The sequence below is a fragment of the Bradyrhizobium sp. AC87j1 genome, assembly GCF_002936975.1.
Classification (GTDB): Bacteria; Pseudomonadota; Alphaproteobacteria; order Rhizobiales; family Xanthobacteraceae; genus Bradyrhizobium; species Bradyrhizobium shewense.
In genome coordinates, this window is record NZ_PTFE01000095.1 from 1 (window position 1) to 20,672 (window position 20,672).

Here is a 20,672-nt window from a genome sequence, read left to right on the forward strand (position 1 = left end):
TCGCCTCGATCGCCTTCAACATGAGGCGGTGGGCCACGATCGCGGCCTGAGCCGCCCGCCGAGGGCGACCACTACAGACTTGGCTGGCAATTGCCGTAACCACGGCCCTTCTCCTGCCGTCCTCAACCTCAAAAGCCGATAACGCAACAGGCCCACAAGGGGAGAGGGCACAACGATTTCGGCCGTACTCTCAGCCACGACTTTCCCAATCGCACGTATTTCGTCATCGCATGATTTTGCGCATCCGCACGACAATCTGCGGTGATCGGCGACGCGCGCGCCGAAAAAGCATCAAAACATGACGATTATCATATCAATTAGCCCAAAACGCTCGCAGCGAGCGCCGCACAAATTCGTGAACGTCATGGGCTGACGCGTCAGCAGCGCAAATATGCATTGCCGGAGATTGCGACGCTTCATCGTTTCGTATCGGTATGATTATTGTCGCGCGCGAATTCGCTGACTAGATCGCCGCAAGCGTTCGAGCGAGCAAGGGGATGCATATGGCAACTGTTCTCACCATCAACGGCGAAACGAAATCGTTCGATGCGCCGCCTGAAATGCCGCTGCTGTGGGTGCTGCGCGACATCCTCGGAATGACCGGCACCAAGTTCGGCTGCGGCATCGCGCAATGCGGTGCCTGCACGGTGCATGTCGACGGCAAGGCGGTGCGCTCCTGCGTCCTGCCGGTCAGCGCGGTCGAGAACCGCGCCATCACCACGATCGAACATGTCGGCAGCACGCCTGCGGGCGCGAAGGTGCAGAAGGCCTGGCTCGATCTCGAAGTGATCCAGTGCGGCTATTGCCAGTCCGGCCAGATCATGTCGGCCGCCGCATTGCTGGCCGCTACGCCCCATCCTGACGATTCCGACATCGACGCCGCGATGGCCGGCAACATCTGCCGCTGCGGCACCTATGTCCGCATCCGCGAGGCCGTCAAGCAGGCCGCCAACGGCCGTCAGTCCTGAGGTCCACCATGAATGCACATCACAGCGTCTCCCGCCGCGCGCTGCTGACCGGCGGTCTCGCCACCGGTTTCCTGCTCGCTTTTCATCTGCCGCTGCGCGCCGCCGTCAACGAGCCGGTGCAGCCGCCCGATACGACCGAGGGCAAGTTCGCGCCCAATGCCTTCATCCGCATCGACGAGACCGGCCGCACCGTGCTGATGATGCCGCAGGTCGAGATGGGCCAGGGCACCTATACCTCGATCTCCGCCGTGCTCGCCGAAGAGTTGGATGCCGACTGGGGCAAGGTCGAGGTGCAGCACGCGCCGCCGAACGACAAGCTCTACGGCAATCCGACCTTCGGCCTGCAAGTCACGGGCAATTCCAACTCGATCCGCGCCTGGTGGACGCCGCTGCGCAAGGCCGGTGCCACCGCCCGCGCGATGCTGGTGCAGGCCGCGGCCGCCCAATGGGGCGTCGAGCCCGCGAGCTGCACGGCGTCGAAGGGCGAGGTCGCGCATGAAGCGAGCGGCCGCAAGCTCGCTTACGGCGCGCTGGCGCTCGCTGCCCAGGGACAGACCCCGCCGAAGGATGTCGCGCTGAAGGACCCCAAGGACTTCGTCATCATCGGCCAGCCGCTGAAGCGGCTCGACACGCCCGACAAGGTCAACGGCAAGGCCGTCTACGGCATCGACGCGATCCTGCCCGGCATGAAGTTCGCGACGGTCGCCGCCTGCCCCGTGTTCGGCGGCAAGGTCGGCAAGGTCGACGACAGCGCCGCGGTGAAGCTCCCCGGCGTGCGCAAGGTCGTGGTGCTCGACGACATGGTCGCCGTGATCGGCGATCACATGTGGGCGGCCAAGAAGGGCCTCGAAGCGCTCAAGATCGAGTGGAACGAGGGACCCAACGCTGCGATCACCACGAAGGATGTCTGGGACGATCTGCGCAAGGCCAGCCAGAAGGACGGCGCGGTCGCCAAATCCGACGGCGACATCGCCAAGGCGCTGGCGAGCGGCGACAAGTTCGAGGCGGCTTACGAGCTGCCGTTCCTGGCGCATGCATCGATGGAGCCCATCAATGCCACCGTGCACGTGAAGCCCGACTCCTGCGAGATCTGGACCGGCACGCAGATCATGACGCGCGTGCAATCGGAGGCGGCGAAGGCCGCTGGGCTTCCGGTCGACAAGGTCATCGTCAACAATCATCTGCTCGGCGGCGGTTTCGGCCGCAAGCTCGAGCCCGACATGGTGATCGCGGCGGTGAAGATCGCAAAACAGGTCGACTACCCCGTGAAGGTGGTGTGGACCCGCGAGGAGGACATCCAGCACGATGTCTACCGTCCGGTCTATCGCGACCAGATCACGGCATCGCTGGTCGACGGCAAGGTCGCGGGGTGGAAGTACAAGGTCGCCGGCTCCGCCGTGCTGGCGCGCTGGTTGCCGCCGGCCTTCCAGAAGGGCATCGACATCGACGCGATCGATGCCGCGGTCGATGCGCCCTACGACTTCGCCAACTTCCACGTCGAATACGTCCGCGCCGAGCCGCTGTCGGTGCCGACAGGCTTCTGGCGCGGCGTCGGCCCCAACAACAACGTGTTCGCGGTCGAATGCGCGATGGACGAGCTCGCGCGCAAGGCGGGCAAGGATCCGATCGAGTTCCGAAAGTCCATGCTGACCAAGAACCCGCGCATGCTCGCGGTGCTCAACCAGGTCGCGGAGAAATCCGACTGGGGTCAACCGCTGCCTCCGCGCGTCGGCCGCGGCGTCTGCGTGCAGCCGTCATTCGCGAGCTTCATCGCGACCGTAGTGGAGGCCGAGATCGACGACATCGGCGAGATTGTGCTCCGCCGCATCACCTCGGTGGTCGACACCGGCATCGCGGTCAACCCCGACACGGTGAAGGCGCAGATCGAGGGCGGGCTGATCTTCGGCCTCACCGCCGCGCTCTATGGCGAGATCACCATCGAGAAGGGCCGCGTGCAGCAATCGAACTTCCACGACTACCGCATGATGCGCATCAACGAGACGCCGAAGATCGAAGTGATCGTCGTCAAGAGCGGCGAAGCGCCCGGCGGCATCGGCGAGGCCGGCGTCAACGCCGGACCGCCGGCGCTGCGCAACGCGATTCTTGCCGCAACCGGCGTGGCGCTACGGCGCCTGCCCATTGACCGAAAACTGCTGGCTGCGGGGAAGAAGGCATGAGCGGCAAGATGCGTATTCTCACAAGCGTCGCTGCGATCGCCATCGTCGCAGCAGGGCTCGGCGTCTGGATCATCCGCGGGCCCGGCCCGCTCGATTTCGCCGGCGGCACGAAGGTGGCGCTGGCGGATTACCGCGCCGGCAAGCCGACCGGCGTGCCCGCCAAGCTGGAGAAAGCGAGCCTGGTCGAGCGCGGCGAATATCTCGCCAAGGCGGCCGACTGCATGGTCTGCCACACCAAGCCCGGCGAGAAGGACTATGCGGGCGGGCTCGCGTTCAAGCTGCCGTTCGGCACGCTCTATTCCACCAATATCACGCCGGACAAGGACACCGGCATCGGCAACTACAGCGACCAGGATTTTCTGAACGCGGTCCAACGCGGCAAGCGCCGTGACGGCGCGCGGCTCTATCCGGCGATGCCGTACACGTCCTACACCTACATGACGGACGAGGACATGCTGGCGGTGAAGGCCTATCTGTTCAGCCTGCCGCCGGTGCGCGCGAAGGCGCCGGAGAATACGCTGTCGTTCCCGTTCAACCAGCGCTGGGCCATGATTGTCTGGTCGGCCGTGTTCAATCCGGACACGCGCTTTGCGCCTGATACGTCGAAGAGCCCGGAATGGAACAGAGGCGCGTATCTTGTCGAAGCGCTGGCGCATTGCGGCGAATGCCACACCCCGCGCAATCTCGGTTTTGCGCTGGATAACCGCAGGAAGTTCGCCGGCGCGATCACCGCGGGCTGGCGCGCCTTCAACATCTCCTCCGACAAGGCGACGGGTCTCGGCAATTGGAGCGACCAGGATCTGATCTCCTATTCGTCGCTCGGCCACGCGCCGGGCCACGGCTCGGCATCGGGCCCGATGGGTGAAGCCGTCGACCACAGTTTTAGCCAGTTCGCCCCGGAGGACATCAGCAGCATCGTTGCTTATCTGCGCAGCGTGCCGCCGGTGCCCTCGCCTGACCTGCCCGCCACCACGGCGCCCGTCGCCCCCGCCTCGCACAAGGACGGCGTCACGGCGGACGCACGCGGCAAGAAGGTGTTCGCCAGCGCCTGCACCAGCTGTCACGGCTGGAGCGGCGAGAGCCCGGTGTCGCCGATGGCAACGCTGACCGGCACCTGGGCCGTCAACGACCCCGCCGCCACCAACGTCGCGCAGATCGTGCTGTCAGGCACGAAGCGCCACACGCCAGCTGGCGCGCTGTCGATGCCGGCGTTCGGCAGCGCCTACACCGACGACGAGATCGCGGCGGTGGCGAATTACGTCACCGGGCGGTTTGGGGCGAAGGGCTCGAAGCTGACGGGGAAGGATATCGCGGAGATGCGGGAGCAGACGGCGGATTGATGCGCCGGCGAGATTGATGCGCAATCGCGCGCGTCAATCTCCGCCGTCGTCCCGGACAAGCGAAGCGCAGATCCGGGATCCATACCCACAGGGAGTAGTTTGACGAGGACTCGGAGTGGGAGCTTTGCCCCATACTACTCCGTGGGGTTATGGGTCCCCGCGTTCGCGGGGACGACACCGAGGTTGACGCGGCTCTGCTAACTCAACCAGAACCGCGGCGTCGCCGGCTCCAGCCTTCCGCCGACACGCACCGGCGCAATCTTGAGCGCGAGGCCCGTTGCATCATCGGTTTCCACGGCGACGCCGCTCAGCGTCGCTGCGCCCGCCGCCGGCTCGAAACGTCCCGACGGAATCCCCGACGTGAACCTGCGCAGTGGCTCTTCCTTCTGCATGCCGATGATGGAATCGTAGTCGCCGGTCATGCCGGCGTCGGTCATGTAGGCGGTGCCGCCCGTGAGGATCTGGTGGTCGGCGGTCGGCACATGGGTGTGCGTGCCGACGACGAGGCTGGCGCGGCCGTCGCAGAAGAAGCCGATGCCCTGCTTCTCGCTGCTAGCCTCGCAATGGAAGTCGACGACGACGGCATCGGCGGCAACACCGAGCGGACAGGCCCCTAACTCGCGCTCCAGCGCTGCGAAGGGATCGTCGAACGGGGTCATGAAGACGCGGCCCAAAGCGTTGACGACGAGCGCATGCTTGCCGTTCTTGGTCTCGACCAGGGCGGCGCCGCGGCCGGGCGTGCCGCGCGGATAGTTCGCCGGACGCACCAGGCGCTCGGCGCGCTCGATGAACACAAGGGCTTCACGCTGGTCCCAGGAATGGTTACCGAGCGTGACCGCGTCGGCGCCGGCGTCGAGAAACTCCTGGTAGATCGCTTCCGTGATGCCGAAGCCGCCGGCGGAATTCTCGCCGTTGACGACGACGAAATCGAGTGACCAGTCCTTGACCATGCCGGGCAGATAGTCGGCGATTGCCGTGCGTCCTGCACGGCCGACGACGTCACCCACGAAGAGAATGCGCAACTTCAGAACTCCGGAAATCGAACACGTCCGATTCCGTTAGCACATAATCCAGCGCGACGTCGTGGGATAGTGCCGGAACCGCCTTGATCTCCTGCGCCGCAAAAGCGAGCCCGATGCCGACGATGTTCTTGGCCTTGCGCAAATGCGCGAAGGTGAAGTCGTAATGCCCCGCGCCATAGCCGATGCGATGGCCAAGACGATCGAACGCCGCCAGCGGCGTCAGCATGATATCCGGGATGACTTCGCTTGCGGCCGGCGACGGCTCGGGAATGCCGAGCGGGCCGAGCATCAGGCGATCGTTCGGGTGGAAGATGCGGAAGATCAGCGACTGGCCGCGCGCGGTGACGCAAGGCAGCGCCAGCTTTGCGCCCTCTTCGGCGAGCTTCTTCAGCAACGGCATCGGATCGATCTCGCTGCGGATCGGCGAATAGCCGGCGACGATGCTGCCGGGCAGAAGCTGGAACGGCAGTCCGCGCTTGGCGAGCTTTGCGGCGGCAGCGCTGCGCTTCTTCTCGCTGAGCGCGTCGCGTGCCGCGAGGGCCTTGGCACGGAGTTCGGCTTTCGAATTGGGCATGCGCGCTTGCTCCGAATGCGGAGCCTTGCTCCGCTGTCATCACCCGCGAAGGCGGGTGATCCAGTATCCCAGAGACGCCAGTGATCAGACATCGACGCCGCGGCGTACTGGATGCCCCGCCCCCCGTGCGCAATTGCGCACTCGGCGGGGCATGACACTGCCGGTTTGTCGTAGACGGCCATTCGACAAGAACGCATTGCAAACAAAAGTGCGAAGCCGCGTACGCCGTTGAAGCACTCGATCCCGGAGTTCCCTACGAAAGTAGGTGGGCACCATATGTCCGGGCCCACGGGCCCGGCCAGGGACAGTTCCCTAAAGGATCGATAAGGCCCCGGGGATATATGGCTCCTGACGCGCGTCGCAGCCTCGCCCGCGCAATGTAACAACGATACTTACGAATCGCCAGCCCGATGCTGGTTCGCATTCGCGGCCCTCGCGGTGCCACCCTCCCCTGGAGGGGGAGGGTGGCTTACATTGAGCGAAGCGAAATGTGAGCCGGGGTGGGGTGACGGTCTCTCCACGCCGAACACTGCCCGAGTGGAGAGATCACCCACCCCGCTCGCGCTGCGCGCGATCGACCCACGGGCGAGCTTCGCTCGTCCCGGACCCCTCCAGGGGAGGGTGGCCCCTACCCGATCGCGATGCCGTTGCCCACCGTCCGGTTCAGGACCTGGGTCGACTTCTCGATGCGTTCGGCTGCCGCGTTCAGGGCATTCACCACCGCGGTCTGCGTCATCCGGGCGCGCTCGACGGCGGCGTTGCGGAAGTCCCTGAGCTCGGTCAGCTCCTGCTCCATGGTGCGGACACGGTTGCCGGCATCGACCAGCTCGTCGCAGACGGTCAGCGCTGCCATCACGGTGAGGCGCGCATCGCCGATCTCGCCGAATTTTCCGCGCAGCGACTGGATCCGCGTCTCCAGGCTTTCCGCGAGCTTGAGCAGCCGCACCTCCTGGCCCTCCTCGCAGGCCATGCGGTATTGCCGGCCGTTGATGGTGACGTTGATGTGGCTCATCCGTCCTCTCCGGTATCGAGCACCGAGCGTATCGTGACGATCGCGGAATCCAGCCGGTCGGTAATCTCGCGATTGGTGCGCTCGAGCTTGCGCGCCTTCACCAGCGCGCCGTCGAGCTCGTCGGCGAGCCGCGAGCGATCCGCGCCCAGTGCCTGGATTCGTGCCGCAAGCTCGTTCTCGTCGCGATCGGCGTCGCGCCGCCGCTCAACCGCGCTTTCGAGCGCGTCGAGCGCCGACATCAGCCTGCGGGTCGCGATCTCGATCTCGACCGCGGAGGACTCCGTCATGGCGGCACTGTTGGACACGCGATCGTTCATGTAGTCAGCGGCGGAACCTGTGGCCTTTGCCCAGTGGCCTTTTCCTGGGGCGTGCCGTCCGGCAAAAGACTCGGTTCGGCAAGCGGTTAGAACCAGAAATTTACGTGGCAAGCTAGCCAAGCGCAACGCCGCCGCGAAACTATGCACTGCTAGATCAGGAGTGGATCGTCCCGACCCGTGGGTTCCTGCCTGCGGATCACCTCCGAAACGGAGCCTCCACTTTCGAAGCGTGCCGCAGGCAACTTTTACGGCCGAATCGGCGTTTGATTGCCTTGGACTCCCGGAACCGAGGTGCTATCCCAGCCCCGACCTTCAGTGGCCGCCAGGCTCCTCCCGCGCGGGCGTACACCGCCTCCAAGCGCCTCATTTCAGACGGATTTCAGACATGACGCAGGTCGATCACACCCGTATGGCCAACGCGATCCGCGGCCTTTCGATGGACGCCGTCGAGAAGGCGAAATCGGGTCATCCCGGCCTGCCGATGGGTGCCGCCGACATCGCCACGGTGCTGTTCACGCAATTCCTGAAATTCGACGCCGCCGCGCCCGCCTGGCCCGACCGCGACCGCTTCGTGCTCTCGGCCGGCCACGGCTCGATGCTGCTCTATTCGCTGCTGTATTTGACCGGCAATTCCGAGATGACGCTGGACCAGATCAAGCAGTTCCGCCAGGTCGACTCGCTCACCCCGGGACACCCCGAGAATTTCCGCACCAACGGCATCGAGACCACGACCGGCCCGCTCGGCCAGGGCATCTCGACCGCGGTCGGCATGGCGCTCGCCGAGAAGATGCTCGCGGCTGAATTCGGCAAGAAGATCGTCGATCACCACACCTATGTGCTCGCCTCCGACGGCGACCTGATGGAAGGCGTATCGCAGGAAGCGATCGCGATGGCCGGGCACTGGAAGCTCAACAAGATGATCGTGCTCTACGACGACAACGGCATCTCGATCGACGGCCCGACCTCGATCTCCGATTCCGTCGACCAGGTGAAGCGTTTCAAGTCGGCGGGCTGGGCCGCCGAGAGAATCGACGGCCACGATCAGGCGGCGATTGCCGACGCCATCACGCGCGCGAAGAAATCCGGCAAGCCGACGCTGATCGCCTGCCGCACCACCATCGGTTTCGGCGCGCCGCACAAGCAGGGCACCTCGAAGGTGCATGGCGAGGCGTTAGGGGCCGAGGAGCTCAAGGCCGCCAAGGAAAATCTCGGCATCTCGCTCGAGCCGTTCGCGGTCGCAGACGACGCGCTGAAGGCGTGGCGTGCAGCCGGCAGCCGCGGCGCTGCGGCGCGCCAGGAATGGGAGGGCCGGCTCGGTGAGCTCGGCAGCCGCAAGCGCGCCGAGTTCGAGCGCCGCCTGCGCCATGAACGTCCGGCCTCGCTCGCAAAGGCCGTGCGCGCGTACAAGAAGGAATTGCTGGAAAAGCCGATGATCGCGGCCACCCGCAAATCCTCGGAAGCCGTGATCGAAGTCATCGCCGGCGCCATGCCGATGGAATTCCTCGCAGGCTCGGCCGACCTCACCGGCTCCAACAACAACAAGGCGAAATCGGCGACCGCGTTCTCGGCCAAGACGCCGAAGGGCCGCTTCATCCATTACGGCATTCGCGAGCACGGCATGGCCGCGGCGATGAACGGCATTTTCCTGCATGGCGGCTTCGCGCCGAACGGTGCGACCTTCCTGGTGTTCACCGACTATGCACGTCCCGCGATGCGCCTTGCCGCTCTGATGGGCTCCGGCGTCGTCTACGTGATGACGCACGATTCCATCGGCCTCGGCGAAGACGGCCCGACCCATCAGCCGGTCGAGCATCTCGCCGCGCTTCGCGCCATTCCGAACATGCGCGTGTTCCGCCCGTGCGATTCCATGGAGGTCGCCGAGTGCTGGGAGCTCGCGCTCAACCGCATCGACGGCCCGACCGTGCTGGCGCTGACGCGCCAGAACCTGCCGCAGCTGCGCACCACCGCACCGAACGACAACCCTTGCGGACAGGGCGCCTACGAGCTGATCGCAGCCCAGGGCGAAGCCCAGGCGACGCTGTTCGCCTCGGGCTCCGAGGTCGAGATCGCGGTCGCCGCCCAGAAGCAGCTCGCGGAACGCGGCATCGCGTCGCGCGTTGTCTCCGTTCCCTCGCTCGAGCTGTTGTTAGCGCAACCAGAGGCCAAGCGCGCCGCGATCATCGGCAACGCACCGGTCAAGGTCGCGATCGAGGCCGCCGTGCGCTGGGGTTGGGATGCCGTGATCGGCCAGGATGGCGAATTTATCGGCATGCATTCGTTCGGCGAAAGCGGCCCTGCAAAGGAGCTTTACAAGCATTTCGGCATTACCGCCGAGGCTGCAGTTAACGCTGTGCTGAAGCGCGTTAGCTGAGAGTTGAGCTTGCCGCAAAAAAGGACTACGTAATCTCTCATATGATCAAGCACCGCCCGGCCGAACCGGGCGCCCGCCCCTAAAAAACCCTCGCAGGCGCGCATAGCGCGTTGTGCGGGATGACAACGGTCATTGAAGGAGACGAAACATGGCAGTCCGCGTCGGAATTAACGGTTTTGGCCGCATCGGCCGCAACATCCTGCGGGCTATCGCCGAGTCCGGCCGCAAGGACATCGAGGTCGTCGGCATCAATGACCTCGGGCCGGTCGAGACCAACGCCCATCTGCTCCGCTTCGACAGCGTCCATGGCCGTTTCCCCGGCACCGTGACCGTCGACGGCGATACGATCAATCTCGGTGGCGGCAAGATCAAGGTGACCGCCGAGCGCGATCCCTCGAAGCTGCCGTGGAAGGATCTCGGCGTCGACATCGCGATGGAATGCACCGGCATCTTCACCTCGAAGGACAAGGCGTCCGCGCATCTGACCGCCGGTGCCAAGCGCGTGCTGGTCTCCGCGCCGGCCGACGGCGCCGACGCCACCATCGTCTACGGCGTCAACCATGAGACGTTGACCAAGGAGCACCTGGTCATCTCCAACGGCTCCTGCACCACCAACTGCCTGGCGCCGGTTGCCAAGGTGCTGAACGATCTCGTCGGCATCGAGACCGGCTTCATGACCACCATCCACGCCTATACCGGCGACCAGCCGACGCTCGATACAATGCACAAGGATCTCTATCGCGGCCGCGCGGCTGCGATGTCGATGATCCCGACCTCGACCGGTGCTGCGAAGGCGATCGGCCTCGTGCTGCCGGAGCTCAAGGGCAAGCTCGACGGCGTCGCGATCCGCGTGCCGACCCCGAACGTCTCGGTCGTCGACCTCAAGATCATCGCCAAGCGCGCCACCGACGCCAAGGAAATCAACGCGGCAATGAAGCGCGCCAGCGAGCAGCAGCTCAAGGGCATCCTCGGCTACACCACCGCGCCGAACGTCTCGATCGACTTCAACCACGACCCGCACTCCTCGACCTTCCACGAGGACCAAACCAAGGTGCAGAACGGCACGCTGGTGCGCGTGATGTCCTGGTACGACAATGAGTGGGGCTTCTCGAACCGCATGGCGGACACCGCCGTCGCGATCGCGAAGGTGATCTAAAGATCTGGTGCGTTCTAGTGCACCGTCATTCCGGGATGGTCCGAAGGACCAGACCCGGAATCTCGAGATTCCGGGTTCGCGCTGCGCGCGCCCCGGAATGACCTCCTAGAGGCCAGGGACAAGAGAGTGTCCGATGACCAACAAATTCCGCACCCTCGACGACGTCGACGTGAAGGGCAAGCGCGTGCTGCTGCGCGTCGATCTCAACGTGCCCATGGACAATGGCCGCGTCAGCGACACGACCCGGCTTGAGCGCGTCGCGCCGACCATCACCGAAATCTCGGACAAGGGCGGCAAGGTCATCCTGCTCGCGCATTTCGGCCGGCCGAAGGGGCGCGACGCCAAGGACTCGCTCAAGCCTGTCGCTGAAGCGCTGTCGAAGGTGGTGAAGAAGCCCGTCGCTTTCGCCGACGACTGCATCGGGGAGCCCGCGGCCAAGGCCGTAGCCAGCCTGAACGACGGCGACATCCTGTGTCTGGAAAATACCCGCTTCCACAAGGAAGAGGAAAAGAACGATCCGGCCTTCGTCGCGGAGCTGGCAAAGCTCGGCGACATCTGGGTCAATGACGCGTTCTCGGCGGCGCACCGCGCCCACGCCACGACCGAAGGCCTCGGCCACAAGCTGCCGGCCTATGCCGGCCGCACCATGCAGGCCGAGCTCGTCGCGCTGGAGAAGGCGCTGGGCTCGCCGACCAAGCCTGTTATCGCCATCATCGGCGGCGCAAAAGTTTCGACCAAGATCGACCTGCTCGAAAACCTCGTCAGCAAGGTCGACGCGCTCGTGATCGGCGGCGGCATGGCCAACACCTTCCTGCACGCTCAGGGCGTCGGCGTCGGCAAGTCGCTGGCCGAAAAGGATCTCGCGCCGACCGCGCTGCGCATCATGGAGAAGGCGGAAGCCGCCAACTGCGCCATCATCCTCCCCGTCGACGCCACCGTTGCCTATCATTTCGCTGCCAACGCGCCTTCGCATGCCTACGGGCTCGATGCGATCCCGGCCGACGGCATGATCCTCGACGTCGGCCCGCAATCGATCGCCCGCGTCCACGCCGCGATCGACGATGCGGCGACCTTGGTCTGGAACGGACCGCTCGGCGCCTTCGAGATGCAGCCGTTCGACCGCGGCACGGTCGCGGCCGCCCGGCACGCCGCCGAGCGCACCAAGGCCAAGAAGCTGATCTCGATCGCAGGCGGCGGCGACACCGTCGCGGCGCTCAACCAGGCCCATGTGGCCGGTGACTTCACCTATGTCTCGACCGCCGGTGGCGCGTTCCTCGAATGGATGGAAGGCAAGCCCCTGCCCGGCGTCGAGGTTTTGCGCGTCAAGTAAGCCAGATCGGCGAGTAATCAGCGGCCCCGCAAGGCCCCAACGGGAGAAAAAGACAGATGGCTCGGATCACGTTACGTCAATTGCTCGACCACGCGGCAGAGAACGATTACGGCGTACCGGCCTTCAACATCAACAATATGGAGCAGGCGCTGGCGATCATGGACGCGGCCAACCAGGTCGATGCGCCGGTCATCATCCAGGCCTCCCGCGGTGCGCGCTCCTACGCCAACGACGTCATGCTCAAGCACATGATGGACGCGGTCACCGAGATCTATCCGCACATTCCGGTCTGCGTGCATCTCGACCACGGCAACGAGCCGGCGACCTGCATGACCGCGATCCAGGCCGGCTTCACCTCGGTGATGATGGACGGCTCGCTCAAGGCCGACGGCAAGACCCCCGGCGACTGGGGCTACAATGTCGGCGTCACCAAGACCGTGACCGACATGGCCCATCTCGGCGGCATCTCGGTGGAAGGCGAGCTCGGCGTGCTCGGCTCGCTCGAAACCGGCATGGGCGACAAGGAAGACGGCCACGGCGCCGAGGGCAAGCTCAGCCACGACCAGCTCCTGACCAATCCGGACGAGGCCGTGAAGTTCGTCCAGGAGACCAGGGTCGACGCGCTCGCGATTGCGATGGGGACCTCGCACGGCGCCTACAAGTTCACCCGCAAGCCGGACGGCGACATTCTCGCCATGAACGTGATCGAGGAGATCCACCGCAAGCTGCCGAACACGCATCTGGTGATGCACGGTTCTTCGTCGGTGCCGCAGGACCTGCAGGAGATCATCAACGCCAATGGCGGCAAGATGAAGCCGACCTGGGGCGTGCCGGTGTCCGAGATCCAGCGCGGCATCAAGAACGGCGTGCGCAAGATCAACATCGACACCGACAACCGCATGGCCATGACCGGCCAGATCCGGAAAGTGCTCAAGGACAATCCGGAAGAGTTCGATCCGCGCAAATATCTGAAGCCGGCGATGGAAGCCATGACCAAGCTGTGCAAGCAGCGGCTCCAGGAGTTCAACACCGCCGGCCAGGCCTCCAAGATCAAGAAGGTCCTGACCACCGCCGAGATGGCCAAGCGCTACGCCAAGGGCGAGCTGGACCCCCGCGTCGCGTAGCGATCGCGCGGTGGCGTAAGCCGCTCAAGCCCATTCCCGGGTCATTCCGGGACACGCCAACGGGTCCGCGCGAACGCGTGGCCCGATGACAGGCTCCGCGTAGGCCCGGAATCCATAACCACAGCCTTGGGTTATGGATTCCGGGCCTGCGCCTTTCGGCGCATCCCGGAATGACAGAAATCCCCCTTTACCCTGCGACGAACGTTAACTCGGCAATTGCCCGAGAACGGTCTATTTTCACGGGCAAGGGCAGAATCGTTTTGGGAGGACCTCTCGATGAATCTGACTGAGCTCAACAGAATCGCGACCGCCATGGTCGTATCAGGCAAGGGTATCCTCGCCGCCGACGAATCCTCCGGCACCATCAAGAAGCGTTTTGACGCGATCGGCGTGGACTCGACCGAAGACAACCGCCGCGACTATCGCGAGATGCTGTTCCGCTCCACGGAGGCCATGAGCCAGTATATTTCCGGCGTGATCCTCTATGACGAGACGATCTGGCAGGATGCCAAGGACGGCACACCGCTGGTGAAGCTGATCGAACAGAGCGGCGCCATTCCCGGCATCAAGGTCGACGAGGGCACGCAGGCCCTGCCGATGTGCCCCGGCGAGCTCGTGACGGTCGGGCTCGACAGGCTCGCGGAGCGGTTGAAGAAGTACTATGAGCGCGGCGCGCGCTTCGCAAAATGGCGCGCGGTGATCGACATCGGCAGCGGGATTCCCTCAATGACCGCGATCAGCGTCAACGCCCATGCGCTGGCGCGCTATGCCGCGCTGTGCCAGGCCGCGCAGATCGTGCCGATCGTCGAGCCCGAGGTGCTGATGGACGGTGATCACGACATCGACCGCTGCTATGAGGTGACGACCCGCGTGCTCAACAAGACGTTCCAGGAATTGCGTGTGCAGCGCGTCGCGCTCGAAGGCATGGTGCTCAAGCCCAACATGGCGATATCAGGCAAGAAATGCGCAAAGCAGGCCCCCGTCGAGGAGGTCGCCGAGAAGACGATACGGCTGCTCAGGGCTTGCGTGCCCGCGGCCGTGCCCGGCATCGCCTTCCTCTCCGGCGGCCAGTCGGATGAGGAGGCGACCGCGCATCTCAACGCCATGCACAAGCTCGGTCCGCTGCCCTGGGGCCTGACCTTCTCCTACGGCCGCGCCCTGCAAGCCGCGCCGCAGAAAGCCTGGTCCGGCAAGGCCGAGAACGTCGCGGCCGGACAGCGCGCCTTCAGCCATCGCGCGCGAATGAACGGCCTCGCCTCAAAGGGCGAATGGCAAAGTAGCCTGGAAAAGAAGGCAGCCTAGATCTTGTCGAACAAACCGCCTCCGCCGCGCCCGGCGCCGCGCCTCTATCTCGCGACGCCCGTCGTCGATGATCCCGCTGCGCTCGTCGCCGAGCTGCCGGGTCTGCTCGCCGCCGCCGACGTCGCGGCCGTGCTGCTGCGGCTGAAGGAGACCGACCAGCGCACCATGATCTCGCGCATCAAGGCGCTCGCGCCGCCGGTGCAGAAAGCGGGCGCCGCGCTGCTCGTCGAGGACCATGCCGAGCTGGTCGCGCGCGGCGGCGCGGACGGCGCCCACCTCCCCGGCATCGCTGCGCTGAAAGAGGCGCTGCCATCGCTCAAGCCCGATCGCATCGCCGGGGTTGGCGGGCTGACGACGCGGCACCATTCCATGGATGCGGGCGAGATGGGAGCGGATTACGTGCTGTTCGGCGAGCCCGATGCGAAAGGCCAACGTCCCCAGGCGCAAGCGATCGCAGAACGGCTGGACTGGTGGGCCGAGCTGTTCGAGCCGCCCTGCGTCGGCTTTGCCATGTCGCTGCAGGAAGCCCACGACTTCGCTGCCAGCGGCGCCGATTTCGTGCTGGTCGGCGAGTTCGTCTGGGCCGATCCGCGCGGGCCCAAGGCCGCGCTGATCGAGGTCGACGCTGCGATCAAGAAGGCCCATGCGATGGCGCTTGCGGGCCAGGATCCTGCGGGTCAGGAGCACGGCTAGCGCCCGACATGAAGGTTCCCTGCATCACCATGCTGGCCACATTGCTGCTCACAGTGCCCGCGGCCGCGCAGCTCCAGATCACCCCGCCGGCTGCAACGCCGAGCGCGGCCCCCGAAAAGCAAAAGTCCAAGCCGCACACGATCACCAAGAAGAAGGAGGCCGCGCCGGCGCCGAAGCCGTCAGCCTCGCCCAAGCCGACCTCCTCGCCCAAGCCGGCGACCGTGATCCCCGCGCCTTCCACCGACAATTCCAACGTCGATCTGGTGTTCGGCGCGTATCAGCGCGGTCAATACAAGACCGCATTCGACCTCGCCACCGCCCGCGCGCAAGCGGGCGATCCCAAGGCGATGACCATGCTCGGCGAGCTCTATTCCAATGCCATGGGCATGCGGCGCGACTACGCCAAGGCAGCCGAATGGTACAAGCGCGCGGCCGATGCCGGCGACCGCGAGGCGATGTTCGCACTCTCCATGCTGCGCATTTCGGGCCGCGGCGGCCCGATCGACAAGAGCGAGGCGGTCAGGCTGATGGCGTCCGCCGCCAAGCTCGGCGAGCCCAGGGCGGCCTATAACCTCGCGCTGCTCTATCTCGACGGCCAGACCCTGCCGCAGGACGTGAAGCGCTCGGCCGAGCTGCTGCGCCAGGCCGCCGATGCAGGCCTGCCCGAGGCGCAGTACGCGCTGGCGACCTTCTACAAGGAAGGCACCGGCGTGCCGAAGGACCAGGAACGCTCGGTGCGGCTGCTCCAGGCCGCCTCGCTCGCCGACAATGTCGACGCCGAGGTCGAATATGCCATCGCCATGTTCAACGGCACCGGCACCCCGAAGAACCAGCCGGCTGCCGTCGCCCTGCTCCGCAAGGCATCCCGCCAGGGCAGCGCGATCGCGCAGAACCGGCTGGCGTGGGTGCTGATCAACGGCGTGGGCACGTCCGTGGACAAGGTCGAGGGCTTCAAATGGCACCTGGTGGCCAAAACCGCCGGCAAGGGCGACCCGGAGCTCGACAAGCAATTGTCCGACCTGCCCGCCGAGGACCGGGCCAAGGCGGAGACCGCCGCCAAAAAATGGCTCGGGACCAAATGACTTGACGCAATGACTTGACCTGAGGGCCCTTGCAGGGCACCCAATCCCCAAACAGGCGCGATTTCCCGCCATTTCCCCCGACAAGACCAGAGCTCATGCCGTATTCCGCCACTATCAACGTCATGGTCAAAGCTGCGCGCCGCGCTGGCCGCAGCCTCAAGCGCGATCTCGGCGAGATCGAGCATCTCCAGGTCTCGCTGAAGGGGCCGGCCAATTTCGTCTCGCTCGCCGACAAGCGCGCCGAGGAGATCCTCTACCAGGACCTCGCCAAGGCGCGGCCCGGCTACGGCTTCATCGGCGAGGAGGGCGGCACGCGCGAGGGCTCCGACAAGAGCCACACCTGGATCGTCGACCCGCTCGACGGCACCACCAACTTCCTGCACGGCATCCCGCAATTCGCGATCTCGATCGGCCTCGTGCGCGAGGGCACGATCATTGCGGGCGTGATCTACAACCCCGCCAATGACGAGCTCTACATCGCCGAGCGCGGCAAAGGCGCCTTCCTCAACGACCAGCGCCTGCGCGTCGCCGGCCGTCGCCAGCTCAACGAATGCGTGGTGGCCTGCGGCCTGCCCCATATCGGCCGCGGCGACCACGAGGAATTCCGCCGCGAGATGACCGCGATCCAGGACCGTGTCGCAGGCCTCCGCCGCTTCGGCGCCGCCTCGCTCGACCTCGCCTTCGTCGCCGCCGGCCGCCTCGACGGCTATTGGGAGCGCAACCTGCAATCCTGGGACATCGCCGCCGGTATGCTGATGGTGCGCGAAGCCGGCGGCACCGTGAGCGACATCGCGACGCCGGGCGATGCGCTGGTCACCGGGCACGTGGTGTGCGGGAATGAGTACGTGCACGGGGAATTGGTGAAGATTTTGCGGAAGTAGGGGGAGCAGTAGACGCGCGAGCCAATCACTCCGCTGTCATCATCCGCGAAGGCGGATGATCCAGTATTCCAGAGACGCTAGTGGGATACGGAGAAGCCGCAGCGTACTGGATGCCGCGCCCCCGTGCGCAATTGCGCACCAGGCAGGGCATGACAGTTTGCCTTATGACTTGACCGGCGCCGGCGGGCCGTAGGCCTCGCCTTGCTTCGCCGCCTTCGGCTCCCGATCCCCCGCCAGCACGCGCTGCACCGAGACGAAGAACACCGGCACCATCAAGAGCGCCAGGATCACCACCGCGATCATGCCGCCCATCACGATGCTGCCGAGCGCCTGCTGGCTGGCGCCGCCGGCGCCGTGGGCGATGGCCATCGGCAGCACGCCGCAGATGAAGGCGAGGCCCGTCATCAGGATCGGGCGGAAGCGCAGGCGGCAGGCCTCGATGGTGGCTTCGACGAGCGGCTTGCCTTCTTTCCGCAGATCCTTGGCGAATTCGATGATCAGGATCGCGTCCTTTGCCGCAAGGCCGATGATGGTGATTAGGCCGACGGTGAAATAGACGTCGTTAGGCAGGCCACGCAGCATGGCCGCGATCACCGCGCCGACGATGCCGAGCGGCACCGTGAGCAGCACCGCGAGCGGAATGGTCCAGCTCTCGTAGAGCGCGGCGAGGCACAGGAACACCACGAACACCGACAGACCGAGCAGGAACGGCGCCTGCGAGCCCGACAGCTTCTCCTGGAGCGACTGCCCGGTCCATTCGTAACCGAAGCCGCGCGGCAGCCTGCCGGCAAGGCGCTCCATCTCGGCGATCGCATCACCCGAGGTGAAGCCGGGCTTGGCCTCGCCGGAGATGCGCACCGCCGGATAATAGTTGAAGCCTGCGATCTGGGTCGGGCCTCGCGCCCATTCCACCGTGGCAAAGGACGAGAACGGCACCAGCTGACCGCGGCTGTTCTTGACGTTGTAGTTGAGGATGTCCTCGGTCCGCATGCGGTCGCGAGCGTCGGCCTGCACCACGACGCGCTGCATGCGGCCGCGGTTCGGGAAGTCGTTGATGTAGTTCGAACCGAGATTGGTCGAGATCGTGTTGTTGATGTCCTCGAAGGTGACGCCGAAGGCGCCGGCCTTCTCGCGGTCGATCATGAGATTGACCACCCCGGCCTCGGGCAGGCCTTCGATATAGACCTTCTGGAGCACGGAACTGGCGTTGGCTTCCGCGATCAACTGATCGGCGGCGCGCATCAAGGCCGGATAGCCTTTCTGTCCGCGGTCCTGGAGGCGGAACGAGAAGCCCGACGAGTTGCCGAGATTGTCGATCGGCGGCGGCTGCAGCGCGGAGATTTTGGCATCGCGGATCGACGCCCCTAGATCGCGGTTGATGTCGTTGACGATCGCCGCGGCCGAATCCTTCGGTCCACGCTCCGACCAGTCCTTCAGCGTGATGAAGGCCTGCGCGGTGTTCATGCCCTGGCCAGAGAAGCTGAAGCCGGTGAGGAAGGTGACATCTTTCACGCCCGGCCGTTCGGCGAGATACTTCTCGACCTTCTCGATCACGGCCTCGGTGCGGGGATAGGACGAATCCGACGGCGTCTGCACGTCGGTGGTGACGAAGCCCTGGTCGTCGATCGGCAGGAAGCCGCCCGGCAGGCTGACGAAGGCCCAGGACAGGCCGACGAGCAGCGCGACATAGACCAGCATCAGGCGGCCGGTCCGCTTCAGCGAGAGGCCGACGGTGCGGGAATAGCCTTCCTTGCCGCCTTCGAGCACGCGGTTGAACCAGCCGAACACGCCCCGCTTCGCATGACCGTGGCCGGCCGCGACGGGCTTGAGCAAGGTCGCGCACAGCGCCGGCGTCAGCGACAGCGCCAGGAACGCGGAGAAGCCGATCGCAGCGACCATGGTCACGGAGAACTGGCGGTAGATGATGCCGACCGAGCCGGGGAAGAACGCCATAGGCACGAACACCGCCATCAGCACCAGGGTGATGCCGATGATGGCGCCCGATATCTGCGACATCGCCTTGCGCGTCGCCTCCTTCGGCGGCAGCCCCTCCTCGCTCATGATGCGTTCGACGTTCTCAACCACGACGATGGCGTCGTCGACGAGGATGCCGACCGCGAGCACCATGCCGAACATCGAGAGCATGTTGATGGAATAGCCGGCGAGCAGCAGCGTGGTGCAGGCGCCCAGAAGCGCCACCGGCACCACGATGGTCGGGATGATGGTGTAGCGAATGTTCTGCAGGAACAGGAACATCACCACGAACACCAGCACCACGGCTTCGACCAGCGTCATCAGCACCTTCTTGATCGAGGCCTCGACCACCGGCGTGATGTTGTAGGGAATCTCGTAGGAGATGTTGGCCGGGAAGAACCGCGACAGCTCCTTCATCTTCTCTTCGACCGCGCTCGCGGTCGCAAGCGCGTTGCCGGTCGGCGACATCAGCACCGAAAGACCGGCGGTCGGCTTGCCGTTCAGGCGCGTGTTGAACTGGTAGCTGAGGCCGCCGACCTCGATGCGCGCAACGTCGCGCAGGCGCACGGTCGAGCCGTCGGCATTGGCGCGCAGGATGATGGCGCCGAATTCATCCGGGGAAGAGAGCTGGCCCTTGACCAGCACCAGCGAGGAGGTGCGCTGGCTCGAGGTCGACGGCTCGGCGCCGATGCTGCCCGAAGCGACCTGCGCGTTCTGCGCGGCAATGGCCTTGTTGACGTCGTCGGCGGTGAGCCCGTAGCCGACGAGCTTGGCCGGATCGACCCAGACGCGAAGCGAGCGCTCGGTCGAATAGAGCGTGGCGCGGCCGACGCCGGGGATGCGGCGGACTTCGCCGAGCACGTTGCGGATCATGAAGTCGCCGAGCCCGACCTCGTCGAGGCTGCCGTCGGTCGAATTCAGCGTGATGATCTGGAGCACCGCGCTCGAGGCTTCCTCGATCAGGATACCCTGCTGAATCACCGCGCGCGGCAGGCGCGCCTCGACCCGCTTGATGCGGTTCTGCACCTCGACCGAGGCCGCGCTGGTATCGGTGCCGGGCACGAAATTGGCGATGATCTCGACCTGGCCGAGCGAGTCGCTGGTCGATTCGAAATTGAGGATGCCGGAGGCGCCGTTGAGCTCCTCCTCGATCAGGCGCGTGACGCTGTTGTAGAGGTTTTCGGGCGAGGCGCCGGGATAGCTGGTCGAGATCGAGATCGAGGGCGGCGCGATGATCGGATATTGCGCGATCGGCAGCAGCGGCACGGCAATCGCGCCGATCAAGCAGATGAACAGCGCGACCACCCAGGCAAAGATTGGCCTGTCGATGAAGAAACTCGCCATGGCGC

At 65.4% G+C, this 20,672-nt stretch carries 16 protein-coding genes and 1 other RNA gene; 11 read left to right on the forward strand and 6 right to left on the reverse strand.

The window, feature by feature from the left end:
* The first annotated feature begins 503 nt into the window (after positions 1-503).
* From CV770_RS33100 to CV770_RS33110, 3 genes are read left to right on the forward strand one after another with little or no spacing between them, the layout of a single operon-like run.
* On the forward strand, positions 504-968 hold the full coding sequence (locus CV770_RS33100) for a (2Fe-2S)-binding protein (protein WP_201760153.1): 465 nt from the start codon (positions 504-506) through the stop codon (positions 966-968).
* Between the two features lie 8 nt (positions 969-976).
* Positions 977-3,145, forward strand: a complete 2,169-nt coding sequence (locus CV770_RS33105) for a xanthine dehydrogenase family protein molybdopterin-binding subunit (RefSeq protein ID WP_201760154.1) — start codon at positions 977-979, stop codon at positions 3,143-3,145.
* On the forward strand, positions 3,142-4,485 hold the full coding sequence (locus tag CV770_RS33110; RefSeq protein WP_104465344.1) for a cytochrome c: 1,344 nt from the start codon (positions 3,142-3,144) through the stop codon (positions 4,483-4,485). Before CV770_RS33105 ends, CV770_RS33110 begins: the two co-directional genes overlap by 4 nt.
* 197 nt (positions 4,486-4,682) lie before the next feature.
* Here the strand turns inward: CV770_RS33110 and CV770_RS33115 are convergent, their stop codons facing one another.
* The 5 genes from CV770_RS33115 to CV770_RS33135 form a co-directional block, all read right to left on the reverse strand.
* Positions 4,683-5,507, reverse strand: coding sequence for a TIGR00282 family metallophosphoesterase (locus CV770_RS33115; RefSeq protein WP_165637249.1), 825 nt, complete (start codon positions 5,505-5,507; stop codon positions 4,683-4,685).
* On the reverse strand, positions 5,485-6,081 hold the full coding sequence (locus CV770_RS33120; RefSeq protein WP_104465345.1) for a 5-formyltetrahydrofolate cyclo-ligase: 597 nt from the start codon (positions 6,079-6,081) through the stop codon (positions 5,485-5,487). Before CV770_RS33120 ends, CV770_RS33115 begins: the two co-directional genes overlap by 23 nt.
* 209 nt (positions 6,082-6,290) lie before the next feature.
* A non-coding RNA gene (ssrS, locus tag CV770_RS33125) (6S RNA) lies at positions 6,291-6,451 on the reverse strand.
* Positions 6,452-6,709: 258 nt separating this feature from the next.
* Entirely contained in the window at positions 6,710-7,093 is a 384-nt protein-coding gene (locus CV770_RS33130; protein WP_018318702.1) for a cell division protein ZapA, read from the reverse strand.
* Entirely contained in the window at positions 7,090-7,410 is a 321-nt protein-coding gene (locus CV770_RS33135; protein ID WP_201760155.1) for a DUF4164 domain-containing protein, read from the reverse strand. The genes CV770_RS33130 and CV770_RS33135 overlap by 4 nt, the downstream gene beginning before the upstream one ends.
* 385 nt (positions 7,411-7,795) lie before the next feature.
* Between CV770_RS33135 and tkt the strand changes: the two genes are divergently transcribed.
* The 8 genes from tkt to CV770_RS33175 all read left to right on the forward strand — a co-directional run bounded on the left by tkt (position 7,796) and on the right by CV770_RS33175 (position 17,349).
* A complete protein-coding gene (gene tkt, locus CV770_RS33140; protein ID WP_104465346.1) occupies positions 7,796-9,781 on the forward strand; it encodes a transketolase in 1,986 nt (661 codons plus the stop codon).
* Positions 9,782-9,929: 148 nt separating this feature from the next.
* The gene (gene gap, locus CV770_RS33145) at positions 9,930-10,937 is read left to right on the forward strand and encodes a type I glyceraldehyde-3-phosphate dehydrogenase (protein WP_091955997.1); all 1,008 of its coding nucleotides are present in this window, start codon (positions 9,930-9,932) and stop codon (positions 10,935-10,937) included.
* Positions 10,938-11,070: 133 nt separating this feature from the next.
* Positions 11,071-12,267: a phosphoglycerate kinase gene (locus tag CV770_RS33150; protein WP_091955996.1), complete on the forward strand. Its 1,197-nt coding sequence runs from the start codon at positions 11,071-11,073 to the stop codon at positions 12,265-12,267.
* 56 nt (positions 12,268-12,323) lie between these two features.
* On the forward strand, positions 12,324-13,391 hold the full coding sequence (gene fba / locus CV770_RS33155; protein ID WP_091955995.1) for a class II fructose-bisphosphate aldolase: 1,068 nt from the start codon (positions 12,324-12,326) through the stop codon (positions 13,389-13,391).
* A 276-nt stretch (positions 13,392-13,667) separates the two neighbouring features.
* The gene (locus tag CV770_RS33160; RefSeq protein WP_104465347.1) at positions 13,668-14,693 is read left to right on the forward strand and encodes a class I fructose-bisphosphate aldolase; all 1,026 of its coding nucleotides are present in this window, start codon (positions 13,668-13,670) and stop codon (positions 14,691-14,693) included.
* Positions 14,694-14,696: 3 nt separating this feature from the next.
* Positions 14,697-15,386 carry a thiamine phosphate synthase gene (locus CV770_RS33165; RefSeq protein WP_091955993.1) on the forward strand — a complete coding sequence of 230 codons (690 nt, stop codon included), beginning with the start codon at positions 14,697-14,699 and terminating at the stop codon, positions 15,384-15,386.
* 8 nt (positions 15,387-15,394) lie between these two features.
* The gene (locus CV770_RS33170) at positions 15,395-16,468 is read left to right on the forward strand and encodes a tetratricopeptide repeat protein (protein ID WP_104465348.1); all 1,074 of its coding nucleotides are present in this window, start codon (positions 15,395-15,397) and stop codon (positions 16,466-16,468) included.
* A gap of 95 nt (positions 16,469-16,563) precedes the next feature.
* Positions 16,564-17,349 (forward strand): inositol monophosphatase family protein, encoded by a 786-nt coding sequence (locus CV770_RS33175; RefSeq protein WP_104465349.1) that lies wholly within the window; start codon positions 16,564-16,566, stop codon positions 17,347-17,349.
* A gap of 162 nt (positions 17,350-17,511) precedes the next feature.
* On the opposite strand, the gene CV770_RS33180 is transcribed toward CV770_RS33175, so the two are convergent.
* Positions 17,512-20,667: a multidrug efflux RND transporter permease subunit gene (locus CV770_RS33180; RefSeq protein WP_091955991.1), complete on the reverse strand. Its 3,156-nt coding sequence runs from the start codon at positions 20,665-20,667 to the stop codon at positions 17,512-17,514.
* Positions 20,668-20,672 lie beyond the last annotated feature (5 nt).

Bases quoted from the DNA above. Each gene is read 5' to 3' on its own strand.
- CV770_RS33100 (WP_201760153.1), top strand. From the start codon at position 504: ATGGCAACTGTTCTCACCATCAACGGCGAAACGAAATCGTTCGATGCG.
- CV770_RS33105 (WP_201760154.1), top strand. From the start codon at position 977: ATGAATGCACATCACAGCGTCTCCCGCCGCGCGCTGCTGACCGGCGGT.
- CV770_RS33110 (WP_104465344.1), top strand. From the start codon at position 3,142: ATGAGCGGCAAGATGCGTATTCTCACAAGCGTCGCTGCGATCGCCATC.
- CV770_RS33120 (WP_104465345.1), bottom strand. From the start codon at position 6,081: ATGCCCAATTCGAAAGCCGAACTCCGTGCCAAGGCCCTCGCGGCACGC.
- CV770_RS33130 (WP_018318702.1), bottom strand. From the start codon at position 7,093: ATGAGCCACATCAACGTCACCATCAACGGCCGGCAATACCGCATGGCC.
- CV770_RS33135 (WP_201760155.1), bottom strand. From the start codon at position 7,410: ATGAACGATCGCGTGTCCAACAGTGCCGCCATGACGGAGTCCTCCGCG.
- tkt (WP_104465346.1), top strand. From the start codon at position 7,796: ATGACGCAGGTCGATCACACCCGTATGGCCAACGCGATCCGCGGCCTT.
- gap (WP_091955997.1), top strand. From the start codon at position 9,930: ATGGCAGTCCGCGTCGGAATTAACGGTTTTGGCCGCATCGGCCGCAAC.
- CV770_RS33150 (WP_091955996.1), top strand. From the start codon at position 11,071: ATGACCAACAAATTCCGCACCCTCGACGACGTCGACGTGAAGGGCAAG.
- fba (WP_091955995.1), top strand. From the start codon at position 12,324: ATGGCTCGGATCACGTTACGTCAATTGCTCGACCACGCGGCAGAGAAC.
- CV770_RS33160 (WP_104465347.1), top strand. From the start codon at position 13,668: ATGAATCTGACTGAGCTCAACAGAATCGCGACCGCCATGGTCGTATCA.
- CV770_RS33170 (WP_104465348.1), top strand. From the start codon at position 15,395: ATGAAGGTTCCCTGCATCACCATGCTGGCCACATTGCTGCTCACAGTG.
- CV770_RS33175 (WP_104465349.1), top strand. From the start codon at position 16,564: ATGCCGTATTCCGCCACTATCAACGTCATGGTCAAAGCTGCGCGCCGC.
- CV770_RS33180 (WP_091955991.1), bottom strand. From the start codon at position 20,667: ATGGCGAGTTTCTTCATCGACAGGCCAATCTTTGCCTGGGTGGTCGCG.